The sequence below is a fragment of the Desulfurococcus mucosus DSM 2162 genome, assembly GCF_000186365.1.
In the GTDB taxonomy this organism is placed as follows: Archaea; Thermoproteota; Thermoprotei_A; order Sulfolobales; family Desulfurococcaceae; genus Desulfurococcus; species Desulfurococcus mucosus.
On record NC_014961.1, the window covers coordinates 1,238,201 to 1,257,453 of the forward strand.

Sequence of the window (19,253 nt, forward strand, 5' to 3'; positions counted from 1 at the left end):
GGCTTAACGGGATACGGTTTCAACCAGGCTGCATGTGGTGGTTTAGGATGCCTAAGAAGAGGGAGAGCAGGGGTAGGAGGAAGGGTGATAAGGGTAAGGTTGAATACGTGCAGTGCGATAACTGTGGTAGAAGGGTTCCAGCCGATAAAGCGATATGTGTGACGAGGATGTATAGCCCGGTGCCGCCGCAGCTCGCCGAGGAGCTTGAGAAGAAGGGTGCTATAATACAGAGGTATCCTGTTACAAAATGCTACTGTGTGTCCTGCGCGGTGCACCTAGGCATAGTTAAGGTGCGCCCCGAGGAGGAGAGGAAGGAGAAGCCGGCGCCAGTCTAGGGTTGCATAGTGTTTTAACACCGGGGGCCCCCTGGGGCCTCAAGATATTTAAACAAGTGGAGTCATGAGGAGAACCCTGTAGCCTGCAGGGTGATATGCATGGTTAAAGTCAGGAAGGTTGTCCTGGTTACAGCTGAACACCACCCCTACCATAAGCTGTGGTTGAAGCTGGCTGAATCCCTCAGTAAGGCGGTTGGCTCAGAGCTCGAGGTGAGGAAGGAGGACTACGTCTACCTCGTGGAGCACGGCGACAAGGATGACCTAGGCATGTCCTGGCTCCCCCAGATACTCGTGGAGCTCGACGACGGCAGGGTCCAATGGCTTCTCTCACAGCTACCCTTAAACGAGAGGCTGCAGCCGGATGAGGAGGAAGCCTTGAAAACCATGCTGGGTAAGCTGAGGGAGCTCGGGGCTGAAACCCCGGCTGCGTGAGGACTGCTAAGCCGGCTTAAAGCCATTACTGGTCGACGGGAGGACTCATGTATTATTTTGTACCATACGTCCCCACACCATACCCAGTCGTCAGGGAAATGCTCAGGCTCGCCGGGGCCGGTGAAGGAGACGTAGTATACGACCTCGGCTGCGGCGACGGCCGCATCCTCATAGTCGCCGTGAAAGAGTTCAACGTGAGGAAAGCCGTCGGCGTCGAGAGAGACAGCGAGAGAATAAAGGAGGCGAGGAGAAGGATAAGCGAGGAGGGAATAGAGGACAGGGCAATAGTAGTGCAAGGAGACTTCTTCGAAGTCGACATCAGCGAGGCAACAATAGTAACACTCTTCCTACTCACATCAGTCAACGAAATGCTCCGCCCAAAACTAGAGAGAGAACTGAGAAACGGAGCCAGAGTAGTAAGCCACGAGTTCAGAATACCAGGCTGGAAACACGAGAAAACAGCCGAAGTAAAAGACGAAAACAACCTAACCCACATAATCTACCTGTACATCAAGGGAAAACACATGTAACCTTTCAATTCTCTTTACATTGAGGTGTAAACCTTTGCCTTATATGATACTTTATTGGGAAAGTAACTTTCAATCCTCTTTACATTGAGGCATTTGTCGAAGCTCTTCTACTGTTTCCTGGGTCGCAGCCTTAAATATCTTACGGTTTTAACTGGTGAGGATGCGTGGAGCAACTTCGACCAGTATCAACGGGAGGGATCCAGAATCGGGTGATCAACCTGTTTGTATAAAGCGATCACTTCGACCAAAAACCAGCGAGGGGCATTGGGTTTTTACTGCTTCAAGCATTTAAATCTACGCGTAGGATGTGTTAGCGTGAAGCATTCTCCAGGTGGTTTCACATCGCTGGAAAAACTTTTATTTACGGTGTTGGAGAAGAATACATGGGTGAGGCTCCCTGGTCAAGTGCCCCTACTGTGGATACGAGGGGGAGATGAGACTGTTGAAGAGCTGGAGGTATAGTTTGTGGGATGTCTTCTTCTATGAATGCCCTGGGTGTGGCAGGAGATTCAGGCTCCAGGTTGACCCCACCGGGAAGCATAAAAGCTATGTGATAAAAATTGGTGGGAGACGTGTGAAGAAGAGCTGAGCCAGGTAGCTTATTCCCCGCGATCCTATAGTATAATCGGTGAGTCGGCTAAACCAATACCTTGGCTCGGCTGGAAGGCCTTGAGTGCTCTAGAATATTCACCGGCTTAATGAGCCCATGGGAAACTGAATCACCTGCTCTACACTCTTGGCTTTCCTCGGTGATGGAGCCATATATTCTTTGAGGCTGGATGAAAATTTATTATTTTTAAAGTAGCAGACTATATTGCGAGGGGCGTGCAGTGAGTGACGAAGAGGTATTAATCCTTGAGGAAACCGGAGTTAATCCCGGATCGTTAAAGGTATCGTGGGTGGGATCGTGAAGTCTACCACGATGTATCGTGTGGGGAAAATCACACCAGTAGTCAAGATCCGCGGCAACGAGTTAAAGCTGTTTCTACATGAGGAGATGACGAACCCAATCCTAGCTTATTCCAGTAGGAGTGTTGAGGTGGTTGGGAAAGCATTATCCAAGAGGTTCCTGGCAAGAAATAACCCCGATGGCTCCAGGGACATCCTCCTGCCCATAACAGCGTTTCCAGCGGTATCCGTGTGGCTGGCCGCGTCATACGGGGCGCGCCCATCCGAGGAGCTCCTCGAGAAACTGCTCGACGCCACGCCTAAGGCTGTTGCAGACGTAATCTGGAAGAAAATCGAGTCAAGCCCCGGCGTCGTAGAGGACTGGACGCAGCCACTCATGGACGCGGCGACGCTCCGCGAAACCGCTAAAACCATACGCAGGTACCTCAAAATACACGGGGTGACGTAGGCGTGAAGCTCATCGAGAAAGAGTTCCCGCTGAAAGAAGTCAACCTCATCTCGGAGTACGAGATGAGCTTTTTAAAGATGATACCCAGGGATTTAAAGGAGGCTCTACGCAAGCTTTATAATCTACCAGAGCCGAAAGGACGGAATCTGCCAAAAATCAGCAACATCATGTATTATCCCGCTAGGATACCGCCTTCTGCGACGAGGGCCGTCACCCTTGCCTCCGCCCTAAACTACGATCCAGCCGTGTCTAGGGAGGTGTTCTTGAGGGCCGTGGGGCTGGATAACGCTAGGGAGCTCGCGAAGAAGAGCGGGGCCCTGGTCACGCTCTACATGGCCGACCCGGACAGGGGCCTCGTTAAACGGCTCCTCGGCAAGGATCCCCGGGAGATAACGGTCGTCGACCCGATGGCCGGCGGCGGCTCGATACCTCTGGAGAGCCTGAGGCTCGGCTTCAGGACCATTGCGGGCGACCTCAACCCGGTCTCGTACCTCATCTTGAGGGCCACGATAGAGTTCCCCGCTAAGTACGGGCGGAAGCTCTTGAAGCTCGTGGAAGAAGAGTTCAGGATGCTGAAGGAGTACACTGAGAGGGAGCTCGGGAGATTCTACGGGGAAGAGGATAAAGGTTACATATACTTCATTACGGCAGAGCACGACTGCGGAGGCACTATCCCACTAGCCATGCACCCAGTTCTAAGCAGGAGCAGGCACATCTACGTGAAGCCCGTCTTCAACAAGGAGAGTAAGTCCGTGAGCTTTGAGATAACAACGGAGATCACCTCCTTCTCCCCCGCTCTCTGCCCGTACTGTGGGAAACCCCTAGGCGAGGAGTACATAAGGATGAAGTGGGTGAAGAAGCACACGGAGATACTAAGCGAACTGCTCAACGGAAACGAGGAGAGGGCCGAGGAGGCAAGAAAAACCTACGTGATAGCAGCCGTGCAGAAGGCCAGGGAGCGCTATTCTCCGCCAAGCGAGCTGGATGCCGCGAGGCTGGTCGACGCCGCTAAGGAGCTGGCTAGGTGCGCCCGCGAGGAGATGAGCAGGGGAGACAGCATCAGGAGGTATCTGCCGGTGTCCGAGATACCGCAGGATAACGAGGTGTTCAGCGAGCTGAGGAAATACGGCATAAAGTACTGGTACCAGCTGTTCACGCCGCGCGAGCTGTTGGCCCTATACAAGCTCACGAAGTACGTTAGGGAGCGGGCCCGGCAACTGCACGAACAGTACGGCGAGCTCGGAGACGCGGTGGCCCTATACATGGCTATTGCGTTAGCTAAGATCATGAACTTTAACAACATTTTATCTCAATGGGATCCTGGTGACGGGACTGTAAGAGACCTCGTCGGTGGGCAATACGCTCTAACCCGTGGAGTAGAACTTGGAAGCGACTATGCCGAGGGGAGCATACCGTTCAAAGCGATTCCATGGGCTTTAGAGGTAGAGGAGGGCGAGGCCGAGGAGGAGGCTGAAGAGGTTGAATCAACGAGGGGCGGCATACTGCCCGTGCTCAGGTTGCTGTGCAATAGGCTCGAGGGCCTCTGGAAGGACGGGCTGGACGCCGTCTACCTGTGGGATGCTAGGGAAATCGATAAGCATCTGCCCGAGAAGAGCGTCGACGTGGTCGATGTCGACCCACCCTACTACGACCAGCACGACTACTCCGGCATCTCAGAGTTCTTCTGGGTCATTATCCAGAAAGCCGTGTGGCCCGTACTTAGGGGGCTGTTCCCAGGGGACAGGGTGAAGCTCGAGGGCTGGGGGCCCGAGTCTCCTGAGTTGCCGAGGCACGCCGAGATTAGGGGTGCACCGCCGAAGAAAGTCGGCGAGGTAAGCGAGTTTGGAGGGAGCTTCAAGAGATTCCTTGAAGCGGCCTCGGGGATCCTCAAAGACGATGGGCTCCTCGTCGTGTGGTATGCGTATGGAAAGCTCCACGGGTGGGAGGAGCTCTTCTACAGGCTCTATGAAGCCGGATACGGTGTCACAAAGACATGGCAGGTCTGGACGCAGTCGGGGCAGAGGAGGATTGCCCTCCATACTTCCGCGTTCTTCACTAGTATAGTTATCGTTGCTAGACCGAGGGTTAAGAGGACGCAGATAGTAAGCTATGAAGACAACATGTTCAAAGACGATGTGAGGAGGAGCGTTGAGTCGGTGGCCAGCTTTGTACTCGGCACCTATGGTTTAGACGCCTTGAGGGAGGCTACCGTGGTATCAATTGCCGACGGCTTCGCGACCGCGACCAGGTATTCATATATCGGTGCCTCAGGGTGGCTTGGAGTATACCAGAACCTTGCGAGCATTGCTCTAAGGGAAGCAGTCTACGCGTTCCTTGAGTACCTAGCTAAGAGGGAGGGTATAAGCAGACTCGATGTGCGTGGATTAGACAGTGTTTCAAGGCTGTACACGTTCCTGCTGGTGGCGTCCGAGAAAGACAGGAACTCACCGGCCCTAGTGGTTTCAAGCGACTTCGTGAACAGGGTTAGTCAAGCAGTTAGGGTCGATGAAGCCATTGTAAAAGAATTGAAGATAGGTGGAAGCGGGAAGGGAACCGTTAAGCTGAGAAGCCCGACGGAGGTGGCGAAGAAATACCCGGAGACCGTTATCGGTGAAAGCATCACATTAGTAGAACAAGTGAGGAAGACTATGAGGGAGCTTGGTGTGAGAGCAGCCGAGGATATAGTGTTGAAGAGCGATAGAAGCACCGTGGATCTGGCGAGACTGCTTGCAGCATACTCGTGGGATAAGCTTAATATACCGCCGGACGAGAAGGATGTGTTACTCAAGGTTCTATCCACAGGCACGGGTGAGTGACGCACCATGGCTTCACGTCTCAAAGAAGTACTGGATAAACCATATTTGGAGGAAATAATCCGTCTAAGCCCGGATGACCTAGCGCCATCCTTTGGAACAGTGATTAGAGCGTTAGTAGATCAGCATGCATCGGGGGCATGGCCGTACTATAGGCCAGAGGTATTCTTCGATAACACGGAGCTCACAGAGGGCTTCGCAGAAATCATCAAGAATATCGTCAACACCCTCAGCTCCAGAGGCGTTGACGGGATATTTCTTGATCTCGACATGGGCTCCGGTAAAACACACTTGTTAACACTCCTGTTACACTTGTTCGCGTCCTGCCGGTTTAACCCCAATGTCTGTACGCGATACATTAGGGACTATGGGAAGAAGACCGGCTTCAACCTCGAGCTGGCTGAGAATACCATTGTGATAGCAGCCGACATGAGGACCCCTGAAAGCATATATGAGTATCTTAAGCTGACAGCCGGGATCCTCAGGTGGGCTGGCGCGATAGACGCTGCCAACCACATTGAGGAATCCCTGAGCAACAGGAGGCTACCCGACCCTGTGAAACTCGCCCAAAGCATTCCCCTGAAGAACCACATCCTTATACTCATAGACGAGCTACATTACTCAGCTATTCTAGGCACAAGGTCCTCTAGAGAGATCGTTAAGGAGTTCCTGAAGTTTGTGTCATCGCTTATGAGTTACAGGAAGGAGATTCAAAAAGAGAAGAGGGGAGGAGTGGCACTAGTAGTGGCCTCGGCGAGAAGAGACTTTGTAAGATGGAGCGAGATAAAGACCGTGTTTGAGGACAAAGACTTTGCCGGGGTTCTCGAGGCCTTTATTGATCAGCTGGAACGGGTAAAGGGGTTGGCTGCATCAAGGTGGATGAGTAATGCTGAGGCTCAAAGAATCATTGCTAGGAGGCTCAAGTTGGGAAAGCCGTTTAACGAGGTCTTCCACGAATCCTTCAACGGGTTTATCGAGAGAGTTATTAAAGCTGACAGCGACTTTCCAGACGCCCACCACATGAGGTCGCTGATTAAGGCGTTTGCCATCTACGCGTTGAACGCTCTTGAATCAAATGCACCCATAGTCTCGCCCGCACACTTCAGCGATACAGTGGTAACCGTATTGCTCGGAGACTCAGACATAGCTAGACGCTATAGAGCCGTATACAGTGAGATACTCAACAAATTGGAGAGCATGGAAAATACAGGGAAGAAAGGTCTCCTACGGTTGGCTGTAAACATAGTATTCACAGGCACAATCGTTGGTGATGCTAAGAAAATAATTGAAATGGTTAGAGTTGCTAAAACCAGAGAGGTCTCGGACGAGGCGATTCCGCTTGTTAGGGAATTAGAATTGAAGGAAATACTCACCAAGGTGCATGGATACAGGGACTCAGATGTCGTGGATGTTGTTAAGGATCTTGAAAGCATACATCCAAACATCCATAGCGTTAAACTCGTAGGCGGTGCTCACGCATACTTTGTTGCACCATCGCGAAACGTGAAAGCAATATACAGGGATATTATCGCGAGGAATCGGTACAACTACTTGAATAACGAGAAGAATGTAGTGGAGAAGCTAAGCGAATATGTTAACGAGCTGGCTCTTAATGAAGCTCTTGTGCAACAATCCGTCGTAGGCAACCTGAACGATCTTGACAAAACACCGCATTCCAGGGATAAGCTCTATATCTACATATACTTCAATGCACCCCTACTCTCTCAATCAAAATGGGATGAGACAAAAGGTGATGGAACATTCAGCAGAATGTTAAATGAAGCTAGGGAATACCTGAGGCGCAAGGCGATGCACAACGTGGTCTTCGTTTTACCGAGGATTAAGGAAAGCCTTATAAGGGATATGGCTGACTATCTTGCCGTAGAGGATGCGACGAGCCATATAATTAACACCTACCTTGTAAAAGTAGAGAAAGACGAGTCAACCCGTAGAAGCGAAGAAGACGAGCTCTTCCGCGAACTCCTAAAGATAGAGTTCAAGGATATTGTGGCTGAAGTAGTGGCGAAAATAAACGATGCATTAGCATCGTTCTCGAGGGCCGTAGCATCCCTACCGGATAAAGCGTTGTACTACATGCCGAGCGGGGAGGTCAGAGAAGCCGATGTGAAGTTGACCCCGGTGAAGAGAGAGGTATCAGGGCTCGAAGACGTGCACAGGGCGATAGACATCATGAGAAGTAGAAGAATGGATATCATAGAGAATACAGCGAAGGAGTTATATCAGTGGATTTCACAGGGGCCTATATCATTCATCACTTCGGAATCCGATGCATTGCGAGTAATATACAGCACTGTTACCGAGGATTTAAAATCTTTAAACAAGTACCGGCTCTGCAAGGATCACACGGTGCTACAGAAGGGCGAGAAATCATACTATATACCGCCCTCCTTTATCGAGAAAGCCTTCCAAAGCGTTGGGGAGGAGGTGAGAAAGAGCTTCGAGAAGGATTATACGGTTCGCACAGTAATCGACGGTACCTGCATGGAAATAGTGTTAGAGCCGAAGGGAGCTATAGCAGTAGTAAACCAACCAGTCAGGGCTAGTGTACTGCCTCCCAGACCATCCACTGCTACCAGTATCATGGAGATAATAGACTCTGTTGCTGAGAACGGTGGCGGAGTTGTAACAATAGAGATCGAGGTAACCAAGGATAACTACGAGCTCGTCAAGGAGACATTGTCGCAAATCATGAAGTATGTTAAAATCAAGGATTACAGCAGGAAGGGAGCCGGTAGTTGAGGATTCAGTCGCTCATCATCGATGTTTTTGAAACCGCTAGAAACAGGAAGATAACGTACAGGGATTTTTTCAAGGCATTCATGTCCATCTACGGTGTGCCCGCACGGTTTGAAACTGATGTGTCTTTTATTACTAATCGGCTCCTAAGCCTCGCACACGCCGTGGACACAGCTGTCGAGAGCCTTGACTTAATGGTTAACCGTGTAAGGGAGCTGGAGGGAAAAGGCTACGTACTACTTGTTGTCGACTGCATAGGGCTCCCCGAGCTATACGAGATATATACATATGTCGCTGAAGCTGTTAACCCACTATCCATCACAGTAGAGGCCTACATAAACGGCAAGGCAATGACATACAGGTTCAAATACGCTTTCGGAGAGGGTACAATGCTTGAGGTCGCCAAGAGGCTCGGCGCATCCATACATAGATATATTGATAAAACAGTGCACAGAGACCTAGGGGACCCCGTGGAGCCGGACACCCTAGTAGAGCTCGCTAAATCAAGGTTAAAGCCTCTTGCGGACGACATAGCGAGGGATGCTCTAAATAGTCGAGCCGCCATCATAGTGGCAGACCACGGCTACGATGTCGGTTGCAGAAACGGTAAGTGCTATCTAGAGCATGGAGAAGCAATTAAGCTAGCCAAGATATCGCCGCTCATAATCATGAAATCGAAAAAGTGAAAACATACTGCTCACTTCATGATTGATTACCTCGCATCTCTAAAATACTTCAACACTTGCTACAAGGATTCCCTGGAGCCATGAATTACGCAGCACACGTACTTTAAGCAATCGCCTCCCGCTAAACCATGCTCCAAGGCGTCCCACGACACCAGCGTCAACAATAATGCTTCCATCTAACCCTGACCTACCCCGGCTAACCGGCTCCTGAAGCCTATTACCCCGGGGAAACTAGGCTAGGAGCCTGTAGACATCAGCCTCGACGCATGGGTTGCTGGGTCAACCAGCACTGGGGAGCGGCGAGGGCCGGGTAAAGGAGCCGCCACCGGCATCCAAAATTTATTCGTGCCAAGCACTCCCTGGTAACGGGGAGTGCCAGCCCACACCCAGTAGATCGGGTGGGGCCTACTGCCCTCAGAGGCTGGGACCCCTGTACTTTTGCGCAACCGGTAGCCCTGGTGCACCCTGTAAGGCTGGATCCCCATGGGGGATCCGGTGGTGCGGGGCAGCGGGAAAACTTCTCCGCTTGAAGGGGTGTTTAAGCGGTCTGCCTTCTCAACTTGTAGGCACTGCTCGCCGCCAGGGATGCGAGGAACACTACTGTGAACACCTAGGTGAGCGTGCCATAGCTAATATTTTATGCCTTGCCAAAGCCTAAATGATTGAGGGGGCTGGGGTGGGCTTGGACAGGGTTAGGGCTCTGACATCCAGGAGGGTTGAGAGAAGCCTCGAGGTAGTCAGGCTGGACAGGGAGCTGTTTCCTCCTGCTATGGCCCTCAAGTACTATCCGGTGGCGGTTGCCAGGGCCAGGGGGTCCAGGGTCTGGGATCTCGACGGCAATGAGTACATTGACTTCCTGTCGAGTGCGGCAGTCTGCAATGTTGGCCACTGCCACCCTGAGGTGGTTAAGGCTGTCAAGGAGCAGGTGGACGAGTTCCTCAACTATACTATTGCATACTTCTACGCGGTCAAGCCGGTTGAGCTCGCTAAAATGCTCGTCGAGATAACGCCCGGGGGGATATAAGAAGAAGGTGGTCTTCGGCTTCAGCGGCTCCGACGCCGTTGACTCATCGATAAAGGCTGCGAGGGCCTACACGGGGAGGAAGGGGGTGGTCTCCTTCCTGTACTCCTATCACGGAATGACGTATGGGGCCCTCTCCGCCACGGGAATAGTCGGGCCGAGCGTTAAGGAGGCTGTCCACCCGATGAGTGAAGTGGTGTTCGCCGAGTACCCGGATCCCTATAGGAACAAGTGGGGTGTGGACGGCTACGAGAGGCCCGTGGAGCTGGCAAACCTGGCGCTGGAGGAGGTTGAGGAAAGGGTGAAGGAGGCTGGCGCGGCGGCGATAATATTTGAACCCATACAGGGAGACGCAGGAGTCGTAGTGCCGCCGGCCGAGTTCATCAAGGGGCTCAGGGAGATCGCGGACAAGCATGGTGCAGTCCTAGTCGACGAGGAGGTTCAGGCCGGCATGGGTAGGACTGGCAAGTGGTGGGCGGTGGAGCACTTCGGGGTGGTCCCCGACCTCCTCGTATCGGCTAAGGCGCTTGGTGGCGGAATGCCTATATCTGCCGTGGTGGGCAGGGCAGAGATACTGGACTCTGTCCCTCCACCGCTCTTCGCGTTTACTCACACAGGCCACTCAGTGTGCGCGGCTGCCGCCATAGCCACGATAAACGCGATCAAGAGGGAGGGCCTGGTGGAGAGGGCGGCCATACTCGGCGACTACGCGTTGAAGAGGCTCACGGAACTCAAGGAGAAATACCATGTGATCGGCGATGTGAGGGGAAGAGGCCTAATGATAGGAGTCGACATAGTGAAAAACCCCGGGACAAGGGAGCCCGACAAGAAGACAGCGCTCAAGATATGCTGGAGGGCATGGGAGAAGGGCCTAATACTCATAACATTCGGAAAACACAGCAACGTCCTCAGGATAGCACCCCCGCTCAACATACCCCGGGAAGACCTCGACAGGGGCATAGACATAATCGAGGAATCCATAAAGGACGTGCTCGAGGGAAGGGTGCCCGATGAAGTACTGGAGTTCCTGAGGCCATGGTGAAAGAAGAAAGCCCACAGTTTTTCTGCCCCGCTTCTCCAACTATTCATTCCGCCCCTATAACTCAACCGGCTTCGATTTGAATGCATGGCCTTCGGTGGGAACTGCTGGAGGGCCTGCAGCGTGGTTGCAACATAGTAAGGCGTGAATCCGCGAGAATGTTCAAGGGACGCAGCACAAACGCGATTCGTGGGCCTCGGCTTCAACACCAGTGGTCTTTGATACACTAGGCTTGCGATTCTCTGCGGGGAAGGCTATTCCGAAACTATTGTGAGAGCTGTCTCCAAGGCTCCAGCAGAGATAAAAATCTAGGTGGGTATCACGCTATATGGGTATAGCTTGGGAGCGGCTGCCAGTAGGAGCTCGAATATCCTGTATGCCTCAACGATATCCCTTGCAACATACTTCACTGTTTTACCATCGATTCTTTCTATCAGCGGTAGTAGCTCGGCTACATCGGCCATTTCAGTGCCGAGAAACCTCACTTTGACCTCAACCGGGTATCTTGCCCTGAGGGGCTTAGCCTCCCCCTTATTCAACCTCTCCACAGCCTCTACAACTGCTTTTTCAAGCTCTTTCCTAATTTTCTCGAGGCTTGGGCTCGAGGAGGCGAATCTGGAGTAGGACTCTTTAAGTGTAACCCTAGTGGCCCATGGGGTGTATCTCGCGACATCTTCCTCTATCAGCGCCTTGTCCCCGGCAACCATTATCACGGGCTTGTTGAAGTGGCCGGCAGTATATGTGTTCAGAAGAAACTCGCTTGCCGGTGTGCCGTTTATTTCCAGCGAGTCAATGATCGCACTACTATATGTGTGATCGAACGTCGACTTTGGGGTCCCAGCCTTTGAGTGGTAGCCTAAGAAAACGACAGCGTCAGCCTTCTCAACCCCGGTCACCATGCTGAGGGGCCTCGGGAAACCCCTTATGAGTGTCACATATTCTGGCAGGCTCTCGACATCTAGGTTTACCATCGGCCCATGGCTATCTGCAATCACGACCTCGTTGAATCCCCTCTGGTGGAAGGCCTCAGCTGTCCACAGGGTTATCCTGGTTGCTATTCTCCTAGCCTCACTGAAGAGGGCGCCTTTTATATACAGGTGCTCGCCAGAGGCTATGAAGGGCATGCCCTCCATATCGATGGACATGAACAGTCTCATACAATGTCGCCCCGGACGGGTTTGATTATGTGGGAGTAAAAAATCACTTCCTTTCACCGTACAACTCGTCGTAGTACTCGCCGAGTAAACCCTTAGCGACTTTCTCCAACCCTATTTCCCTGATCCTCTTGCGCACATAGGCGAAGTATACGAATATGCCCAGCAACACCCATGCTATCAGCAGCACATACTCGTAGGGCCACACCAGGCTTACATCCGTTCCAGGAATTAGCGGGGTCACCACGACTATCAAACCAATGATCAGAGCCAGCGGACCGACGAGCCACGCCGCTGGTACTCTAAATGGCCTCTCGAGCTGCGGATACCTCTTCCTGCATATCAGCATTGTTATGACCGTCGTTAGCCAGCAAACACCCAGTGTCACACCACTCACATCTAGGAACCACACGAGGCCCTTCCTGCCCAGCAGGCCTAGGATGAGGGAGATCGCCAGCACAAACACCATGGCCCTGGTCGGCACCCCGTACTTGGGGTGGAGGTATTCGAATTGCTTGGGGAACAATCCTCCCCGGGCCAGTGCGTAGATCATCCTTGACACAGTCATTAGAGCAGGAATCCATGAAGTGACGAGTCCCAGGAACGAGGCCAGCCACGCTACCCATCCCAATGCGGGGTGTATCATTGACATCTCGTCTATCAACCCCCGTGGGGCAACGGTGGACGATCCCTGCCACGGAATTATCAAAGCACCCGCGAACATCATTAGCGTGTAGAACATGCCAGCCAACACAGCGCTGAGGGCCACCAGGTACCCGAACTTCCTCGGGGAGACCTTGCTCTCCTCGGCGATCATGGGGAGGGTCTCGAAGCCTGACAGGTACCCTATGCCCAAGAGCGCGAACCTGAAGGCACTCACAGCGGGGTCAGTTCCGGGTTTGAACGGGGGCATGAAGTTGTTTAACGAGCCATATATAGCTGCCACCGCGACTAGTATAGCCCCGCACAGTATCAGCAGTATAAAGAGCGCGGTCTGGACGTTGCCCGTGAGCTTGGCGCCAAAGTAGTTTAGTGCGAACACTATGAGAGCGCTAATGTAGCCCACTATTATCCAAGGCAGGTAGACCGGGTAGCCTGCGACATAGTAGAGCGGCATGGTGTTTAGCTGGGGGAACACCCAGCTGAGGAGGAACGCTATCCCTATTACATAGAACGAGAGAGCCGCGGCGAGCATCCCCAAGAGGAACATCCACGCCACGAAGAACGAGCCCGCTGCCCCCAGCGCGGGGTACACGAACGCGACTTCGCCCCCCTCCCTGTTTATGGCCGACCCCATCTCGGAGTAAGCTAGTGCCATTAGCGACGCCATAACGGTTGCGACTATGTAGCCTAATATTACCCCTCCCGGGCCGTACAAGTCGTAGAACGTCGTGTTCAAGTATACCCAGCTCGTCCCTACAATTCCAGCGACTCCGAGCGCTAGAATGTGGTACCAATCGAGGACCCTCTTAAGCGACATATAGTCACCCCCACCTTCTCTCTAGTTATACATGGAAAGATATATATATCTTTCGATGTATAAGAAGAAACCGTATCGGTTGGGTGAACAATGTGTACCCAGTCATAGACATGCACGAAGATGTATCCGCGTACTTCTTATACCACGGAGGCGGCGAGCCACTCGGAGATCTGAGGAGCGACATACCCGGGCGCGATGCCGACATACCCAAGTACTTCCGGGGAAATGTGAAGCTGGTCTTCGCCGCAATATTTCCTGGCATTGAGACCTTTCGGCCGGAGGAGTCCAAGAAGCTGGAAAAGCTGTATGGGAAATGGCTCCCGGCGATCGGCTACAGAGCCCCTCAAACCGATGTCTTAGAGCACTTCGCGATATACTACAGGCTCGCGGAGGCCTACCCTGAGATAACCCTGGTGGAGTCTGCGGGCGATGCGGAGAGGGTGCTGTCGGAAGACGGGAAGATAGGGTTGTTGATTCACATGGAGGGAGCTGAGGCAATAGACGACCCCTACGACCTCGTGTTGCTGAAGAAGATGGGGTTGAGGAGCCTTGGGCTTACGTGGAACTACAACAACAAGTACGGCTCCGGGTGCACCTCTAAAAAAGACTACGGGCTAACACCCGAGGGGGAGGAACTTGTGAGGATGGCGAACAAGCTCGGCATAATCATCGACCTAGCGCACGCCGGAAAGAAAACAGCCCTCGAGACCATGGCCGTCAGCAAGAAGCCCGTGATAATAAGCCACGCCAATGTGCGAAAATTTGTTGACACTCCCAGGAACATTGACGATGAAGTCCTAGAGGCACTTCATAAAAACGGGGGCGTCGTAGGGCTCTCGGTAATAGGCCCACTAATTGCGAGCAAGCCAAAGCCGACAATGGAGGACCTTGTTCAGCACTTCCTTTACATTCATGAAAGATATGGGGCGGACTTGCTGGCGATAGGGACGGACTTCCATGGGTTGCTAGGCCTCCCGGCGCCGGAGGGCCTGGAATCCGTGGACAAGATACAGTCGCTCCTTCAAAGGTTAGGGGAGAAGGGGCTGGGCGATAACGATCTAAGGAAAATAGCCTACGAGAATGCATTGAGGGTTATAAAGTCCAACCTTGCCTAGTTTTTTGTCTCAAACCTCAACCTGCTTTGTAACCAGTTGCTCTACGCCTTGGGCAGTGTGACAATGCTACTGGACATACACGATAGTTCGGACTCCAATGCAGGAAGCTATATTATGTAAGGGGTTGCAATACTCGCGGTCTGCCTCCAGCACTAATGTGCCTAGGGGTACTTGCAGGGCGAGGATCTGCTGGAGAATTAGGCGAGCCTGGAGCGGAAACGGTAAAACATGCATATATGGTGAGCTTAGTTAAGGAGGAAAGCGTCGGCGACCAGGCACTGCCCATGCCTAGCGAAGGGTCAATGAAGCGGGAAGACAAAGGTTAAAGCTTTTAATCCTCCTAATGTATCTGGGACACAATGCTTGCACTAGACGGTGTCAAGGCCTCAGAGATGCCTGAGTCTCGGGTTGACGTACTCCTCGATCGCGTACCCTATTAGTGCCGTGGCCTCGACCGTCAGGGTTATCATGAGCCCTGGCGCCACTATCCACCACCACTTGCCGCTCGAGATGGCCCCGCTGTTCATTGCCCAGTAGATCATACCTCCCCAGGACTTCTGGGTGGGATCCCCGAGGCCTAAGAAGCTCAGCGAGGCCTCGGCTATTATCGCACCACCCGTCCTGAGCACCACAAACGCGACAAGCAGGGGGTAGAGCTGGGGCAGTATGTGAACCCTCATTATCCTACCCGAGCCTGCACCGTACGCCTTCGCAGCCTCGATGTAGAGGCTACCCTTGAGCGAGGCCACTTGGGCCCTCACAAGCCTGGCTACACCGGGCCATGTGAAGGCCGCTATGGCTATCACGATGTTCTGGTAGTCCTGTCCCATGAACGCGGCCATCAATATCATGAAGGGCAGCACCGGAAGCAGGAGCATGATGTCGGTGATCGTGGAGAGGATATCGTCCACGAGGCCGCCGTAGTAGCCAGCGATGAGGCCCACTAGAGTCCCCAGCACCACCGTGGCCAAGGCGGCTGAGAGGCCCACTAAGAGCGATATGCGAGAGCCATACACAAGCTCGCTAAATATGTCCTGACCCACGTCGTTTGTGCCCAGTAGGTGCTTCGGCGAAGGCGGTAGGAAGGGTTGATTAACAACGTCCCAGCTTTCAATCCTCTTTGCATTGAGGTTGAATTAACCACTATAGCTGGTACAGGTGTAAACCTATTTCTTTCAATCCTCTTTATATTGAGGCCAGGTTTAACAAATGTGACATATGGCGAGGGTGGTATGTGTTATTGTTGTGCTAGTTTTCTCGCGAAGACTATGTATCCTGTGTGCCCGATCATCCTGGTGAAGGGTCTTACAGCGTTTTTCTCTACTTTGTATTCTCTTAGGAGGGTTTCATATGTGTGGATGTCTGCGAAGCCTCCGTGTTCCCGTAGTGTTATCACGGTTTTCTCCACTTGGTTTACTGTGGGGATGTAGGCTAGTAGGGTTCCCCCGGGTTCGAGGAGTTCTGCGATGGTGTTTACGGCGTTCCAGGGGTCCGGTATGTCGAGGAAGAATGCGTTGAGTGCGTGGGGGAGTTTCACGGGTTCTCTTACATCGTGTTTCTGGAGCCTCACCCTGTTTAGGAGGCCTGTTTTCTCCAGGTTGATCCTCGTGTTCTCGAGGCTTTTCTCGGAGATGTCGAAGCCGTAGAGGATGCCGGTTTCACCTATGATGCTTGCTAGGGCTATGGTGAGGGCGCCTGAGCCCACGCCTGCTTCACCTATCCTTGACCCGGGTTTAACCCCTGATAGATATATCATTAAGCCGGCGTCCTTAGGGTATATTATCTGTGTGACCCTCGACGCTAGCAGGGCGTAGTCGTGTGGGAGAGGCTTGAAGACGAGTGCCCTAGCCCCCAGCGATGTCTCCACGGTGGAGCCATAGGGCTTCCCGACGACGTCGTCGAGTCTTACAACCCCTTTATCAGTGCCCAGTACACCGCCCCTCCTAGCCTTAGCCACAAACCTCCTCTTATCATCTATAACCACGAGTACATCGTCGCCTTCACGTATCACGCTGCTCATAGGCAACAACCGTTCAGTCCTGGCGTCACTCATCACTGCTCAGAAATACCAACCCTCAACATCGATCCCTATAAGAGGCCTCGTCATCCTTATAAACATAGCACGGCGGGAAGCCATGCAGGTATACCTGTTCAGCATTAAACCCGTTTACGCATACAGGGTTTTCACAGGCTCCAAGAAATTCGAGCTACGGAGGTTCCTCGGGCTCAGCGTTGAGAGAGGAGACCGGGTGATACTCTACGTGACGGGGAGGGTGAAAGCAGTCATGGGGGAGTTCACGGCTGGCAGAGTGATAAGGGGGCGGCCCGAGTACGTGTGGAAGAGGCTTAAAGCAATAGGCGACACAGGTGTTTCAGGCGAGGACTACAGGTATATAGCTGGCTCAAGGGACGCCATGGCTATAGAGGTCGTGGACCCCTTGATGTACAGGCAGCCCATAAGGCTCCAGGCGTTGAGGAGGGTTTTCCCGGACTTCAACCCGCCTATGAGCATGAGGCTCCTGGATCCACTTGACCCCGTTGTAAGAATGGTTTTCGACAAGGCGAGGGAGTTCTCCAGCAGTATGGATGCATAGGGGTGCTGCCCTTACGCCTCCCCAGCCGGGTTAAAAACACTATATTTCAGAAGCCTCCTTAACCCAGAGCTCCTTCTTCAACAGGTCCCTTATAGCAACCCTTATAACCTCACTCCTACTACTATACCTCCCTATCCTCACTAGTTCATCAATCCCTTCAACATATAGCTCAGGCATCTTCACCGTTATCAAACGCATCCTGGGTATGACGCCCGACATGCCTCAAACCCGTGGATATTATGGGGCAACCGTAAAGCTTAAAAATCCTAGACCACTTGACGCCGCCGTGCATCACCGGGTCAGCAACCATACTGTGAGCGCGGAAACCCTCCTGTAGAAGCCGGCCAGGTAAGCCAGGTTCTCCCTGCGCAACGCGTAGGCAGCCGTGTAGACGAGGCCCCCGTAGACGAACGGGGCGAGCTGCACACTGTAGAAGCTGTACTGGGATCTACCCCCTGCAAGCCACACGGCCACGTAGCCTGCGAGAACCCCGGTTAGGAAGACCCATTGAAGCCCATACCTCTTATCCCTGAAGACCAGGGGGGCGAGCACTATGGATGCGACGAGCACAGTAGACCAGAGCGGGTAGAACCCTATGGCCGCCACCGTTGGATCCACGTAGACGGTGAAAGCGTTCACGCCCAGGAACCAGTCCCATGGGGCGGAGCTGCCTGGACAGGGGCCGTTGCACTTGATGCTGGTGTGCCATGTGATCGAGCCGAGCAGGGAGTACTTGACCCAGTTACCCAGCCCCATGTAGTTGATCAAGGGGAGGGAGACGGCTGCGAGCACTGTGAGGAAGAGAAGCCCGGATAGCAGGGTGAAGGCTGTAAGCGTGTACACCAGCATGTATGGTGAAGGCCTCCTCCTCAACCCCTGCCGTAGGTACAGTACGAGGAGCGGTATCAGCGTGAACAACCCGGTGAACTTGAAGAGCCCGCCCACCAGGCTTGCTGCAACAGCTAAACCATGCCTCCTCTCCACTGCAAGGTAGAATGCAAGCGTGGATGTGAAGGCTACGAAGCCGTCGAGGAGCGCTATGGAGAAGAGGGTTCTAACCAGTGGGTCGGCTGTGAAGAGCAGTGAAGCCGCCAGCGCTGCTATAGTGCTGCCGGTGAGCCTTCTAAGCGAGAGGTATAGTAGTATAGTGGTGGAGGCACCGAGCACTATCAACGGGATCCTCCAGTAGAAAGGCCTATCCCCAAGCACGTACATTGTGAACGCTATAATGTACTTCCCGAGCGGGGGGTGCTCCTGGTTCAAGTAGTTGTTTATCCCGCTGTGATCAGGCATCATCCAACCAGGGATCACGTCGCCCACCTCAACATACCTCCTGGCCTCGCTGAGGAAACCGGTTAAACCCTCCCTGCTCCCCGACACGTAGAATGCCTTGAGGTCACTGTAGTCTACTCGAAGCCTTAAACCATACCTAGCTGCAAGGGACTCGAGCACTCCGTAGTCCACCTGCCCACTGTACACCACAGTGTACCCGTAGCTGTCCCCAGGCATCCTCGGCTCCAGTCCAAACACTTTCACAAGGATCGTCCTGGCCGAGCCAACATACCATACTTCATCCGACACATAGCCTTTACCGCCCTTCACGGATTCAAGCTCCTCGAACCCCAGGGCGCTCCACGTGAACACCGCTAGCGCCACAGCTGCAACCAGGAGGACTATTAGTGTTTCAACGGTCTTCCACCCCAAGTCAAGCACCCTCCACGCGCAGCCCGCTTGGATAGGTATGCTCACCCACCGTAAATAATGTGGCTGCTGAAGCATGGCGAACCGTGTGAAGGACGCGCCGGGGGCGGGATTTGAACCCGCGCGGGGAATCCCCCACCGGCTTAGCAGGCCGGCGCCCTACCAGGCTAGGCGACCCCGGCTCCCACGGATCCACGTAATGGTGGCTAAGACTTATAACTTTTTCCCAGCGCCATGTC

The 19,253-nt window shown here is 53.3% G+C and carries 19 protein-coding genes and 1 tRNA gene; 13 read left to right on the forward strand and 7 right to left on the reverse strand.

The genetic code is table 11. The features are described 5' to 3' along the window. Nucleotides 1-47 precede the first annotated feature (47 nt). The 11 genes from DESMU_RS06550 to DESMU_RS06590 all read left to right on the forward strand — a co-directional run bounded on the left by DESMU_RS06550 (nt 48) and on the right by DESMU_RS06590 (nt 10,973). Entirely contained in the window at nt 48-335 is a 288-nt protein-coding gene (locus DESMU_RS06550) for a 30S ribosomal protein S26e (protein ID WP_013562804.1), read from the forward strand. 99 nt (nt 336-434) lie between these two features. Beyond that, nucleotides 435-767 carry a hypothetical protein gene (locus DESMU_RS06555; RefSeq protein ID WP_013562805.1) on the forward strand — a complete coding sequence of 111 codons (333 nt, stop codon included), beginning with the start codon at nt 435-437 and terminating at the stop codon, nt 765-767. 47 nt (nt 768-814) lie between these two features. Next, the gene (locus DESMU_RS06560) at nt 815-1,297 is read left to right on the forward strand and encodes a protein-lysine N-methyltransferase (protein ID WP_013562806.1); all 483 of its coding nucleotides are present in this window, start codon (nt 815-817) and stop codon (nt 1,295-1,297) included. An 84-nt stretch (nt 1,298-1,381) separates the two neighbouring features. Next, on the forward strand, nt 1,382-1,510 hold the full coding sequence (locus tag DESMU_RS07280; protein WP_280980694.1) for a hypothetical protein: 129 nt from the start codon (nt 1,382-1,384) through the stop codon (nt 1,508-1,510). A gap of 229 nt (nt 1,511-1,739) precedes the next feature. Continuing rightward, complete coding sequence (locus DESMU_RS07215; RefSeq protein WP_187286334.1) at nt 1,740-1,886, forward strand: hypothetical protein; 147 nt, start codon at nt 1,740-1,742, stop codon at nt 1,884-1,886. A 318-nt stretch (nt 1,887-2,204) separates the two neighbouring features. Then, nucleotides 2,205-2,654, forward strand: coding sequence for a hypothetical protein (locus DESMU_RS06570; protein WP_013562807.1), 450 nt, complete (start codon nt 2,205-2,207; stop codon nt 2,652-2,654). A gap of 2 nt (nt 2,655-2,656) precedes the next feature. Beyond that, the gene (locus DESMU_RS06575; RefSeq protein WP_013562808.1) at nt 2,657-5,470 is read left to right on the forward strand and encodes a DUF1156 domain-containing protein; all 2,814 of its coding nucleotides are present in this window, start codon (nt 2,657-2,659) and stop codon (nt 5,468-5,470) included. 6 nt (nt 5,471-5,476) lie between these two features. Beyond that, on the forward strand, nt 5,477-8,227 hold the full coding sequence (locus tag DESMU_RS06580; RefSeq protein ID WP_013562809.1) for a hypothetical protein: 2,751 nt from the start codon (nt 5,477-5,479) through the stop codon (nt 8,225-8,227). Continuing rightward, nucleotides 8,224-8,910 carry a hypothetical protein gene (locus DESMU_RS06585; RefSeq protein WP_013562810.1) on the forward strand — a complete coding sequence of 229 codons (687 nt, stop codon included), beginning with the start codon at nt 8,224-8,226 and terminating at the stop codon, nt 8,908-8,910. The genes DESMU_RS06580 and DESMU_RS06585 overlap by 4 nt, the downstream gene beginning before the upstream one ends. A gap of 682 nt (nt 8,911-9,592) precedes the next feature. Beyond that, entirely contained in the window at nt 9,593-9,934 is a 342-nt protein-coding gene (locus tag DESMU_RS07285) for an aminotransferase class III-fold pyridoxal phosphate-dependent enzyme (RefSeq protein WP_280980699.1), read from the forward strand. A gap of 7 nt (nt 9,935-9,941) precedes the next feature. Next, nucleotides 9,942-10,973, forward strand: coding sequence for an aspartate aminotransferase family protein (locus DESMU_RS06590; protein WP_280980701.1), 1,032 nt, complete (start codon nt 9,942-9,944; stop codon nt 10,971-10,973). Nucleotides 10,974-11,278: 305 nt separating this feature from the next. Here DESMU_RS06590 and DESMU_RS06595 read toward each other — a convergent pair whose 3' ends face one another. Next, nucleotides 11,279-12,127, reverse strand: a complete 849-nt coding sequence (locus DESMU_RS06595; protein ID WP_013562811.1) for a M55 family metallopeptidase — start codon at nt 12,125-12,127, stop codon at nt 11,279-11,281. A 43-nt stretch (nt 12,128-12,170) separates the two neighbouring features. Beyond that, complete coding sequence (locus DESMU_RS06600) at nt 12,171-13,604, reverse strand: APC family permease (protein ID WP_013562812.1); 1,434 nt, start codon at nt 13,602-13,604, stop codon at nt 12,171-12,173. A 92-nt stretch (nt 13,605-13,696) separates the two neighbouring features. Here DESMU_RS06600 and DESMU_RS06605 point away from each other — a divergent pair, with 92 nt between their 5' ends. Continuing rightward, nucleotides 13,697-14,719, forward strand: a complete 1,023-nt coding sequence (locus DESMU_RS06605) for a dipeptidase (RefSeq protein ID WP_013562813.1) — start codon at nt 13,697-13,699, stop codon at nt 14,717-14,719. 386 nt (nt 14,720-15,105) lie between these two features. Here DESMU_RS06605 and DESMU_RS06610 read toward each other — a convergent pair whose 3' ends face one another. Next, nucleotides 15,106-15,762 (reverse strand): ABC transporter permease, encoded by a 657-nt coding sequence (locus tag DESMU_RS06610; protein WP_013562814.1) that lies wholly within the window; start codon nt 15,760-15,762, stop codon nt 15,106-15,108. A gap of 194 nt (nt 15,763-15,956) precedes the next feature. Then, entirely contained in the window at nt 15,957-16,739 is a 783-nt protein-coding gene (locus DESMU_RS06615; RefSeq protein ID WP_013562815.1) for a tRNA (adenine-N1)-methyltransferase, read from the reverse strand. Nucleotides 16,740-16,854: 115 nt separating this feature from the next. Here DESMU_RS06615 and DESMU_RS06620 point away from each other — a divergent pair, with 115 nt between their 5' ends. Then, nucleotides 16,855-17,313 (forward strand): ASCH domain-containing protein, encoded by a 459-nt coding sequence (locus tag DESMU_RS06620; RefSeq protein ID WP_013562816.1) that lies wholly within the window; start codon nt 16,855-16,857, stop codon nt 17,311-17,313. Between the two features lie 39 nt (nt 17,314-17,352). On the opposite strand, the gene DESMU_RS06625 is transcribed toward DESMU_RS06620, so the two are convergent. From DESMU_RS06625 to DESMU_RS06635, 3 genes are all read right to left on the reverse strand, one after another. Beyond that, the gene (locus DESMU_RS06625) at nt 17,353-17,532 is read right to left on the reverse strand and encodes a ribbon-helix-helix domain-containing protein (RefSeq protein WP_013562817.1); all 180 of its coding nucleotides are present in this window, start codon (nt 17,530-17,532) and stop codon (nt 17,353-17,355) included. A 72-nt stretch (nt 17,533-17,604) separates the two neighbouring features. Continuing rightward, complete coding sequence (locus tag DESMU_RS06630; RefSeq protein WP_013562818.1) at nt 17,605-19,017, reverse strand: glycosyltransferase family 39 protein; 1,413 nt, start codon at nt 19,015-19,017, stop codon at nt 17,605-17,607. A 95-nt stretch (nt 19,018-19,112) separates the two neighbouring features. Further along, nucleotides 19,113-19,196, reverse strand: a tRNA-Ser gene (locus DESMU_RS06635). Between the last annotated feature and the right edge of the window lie 57 nt (nt 19,197-19,253).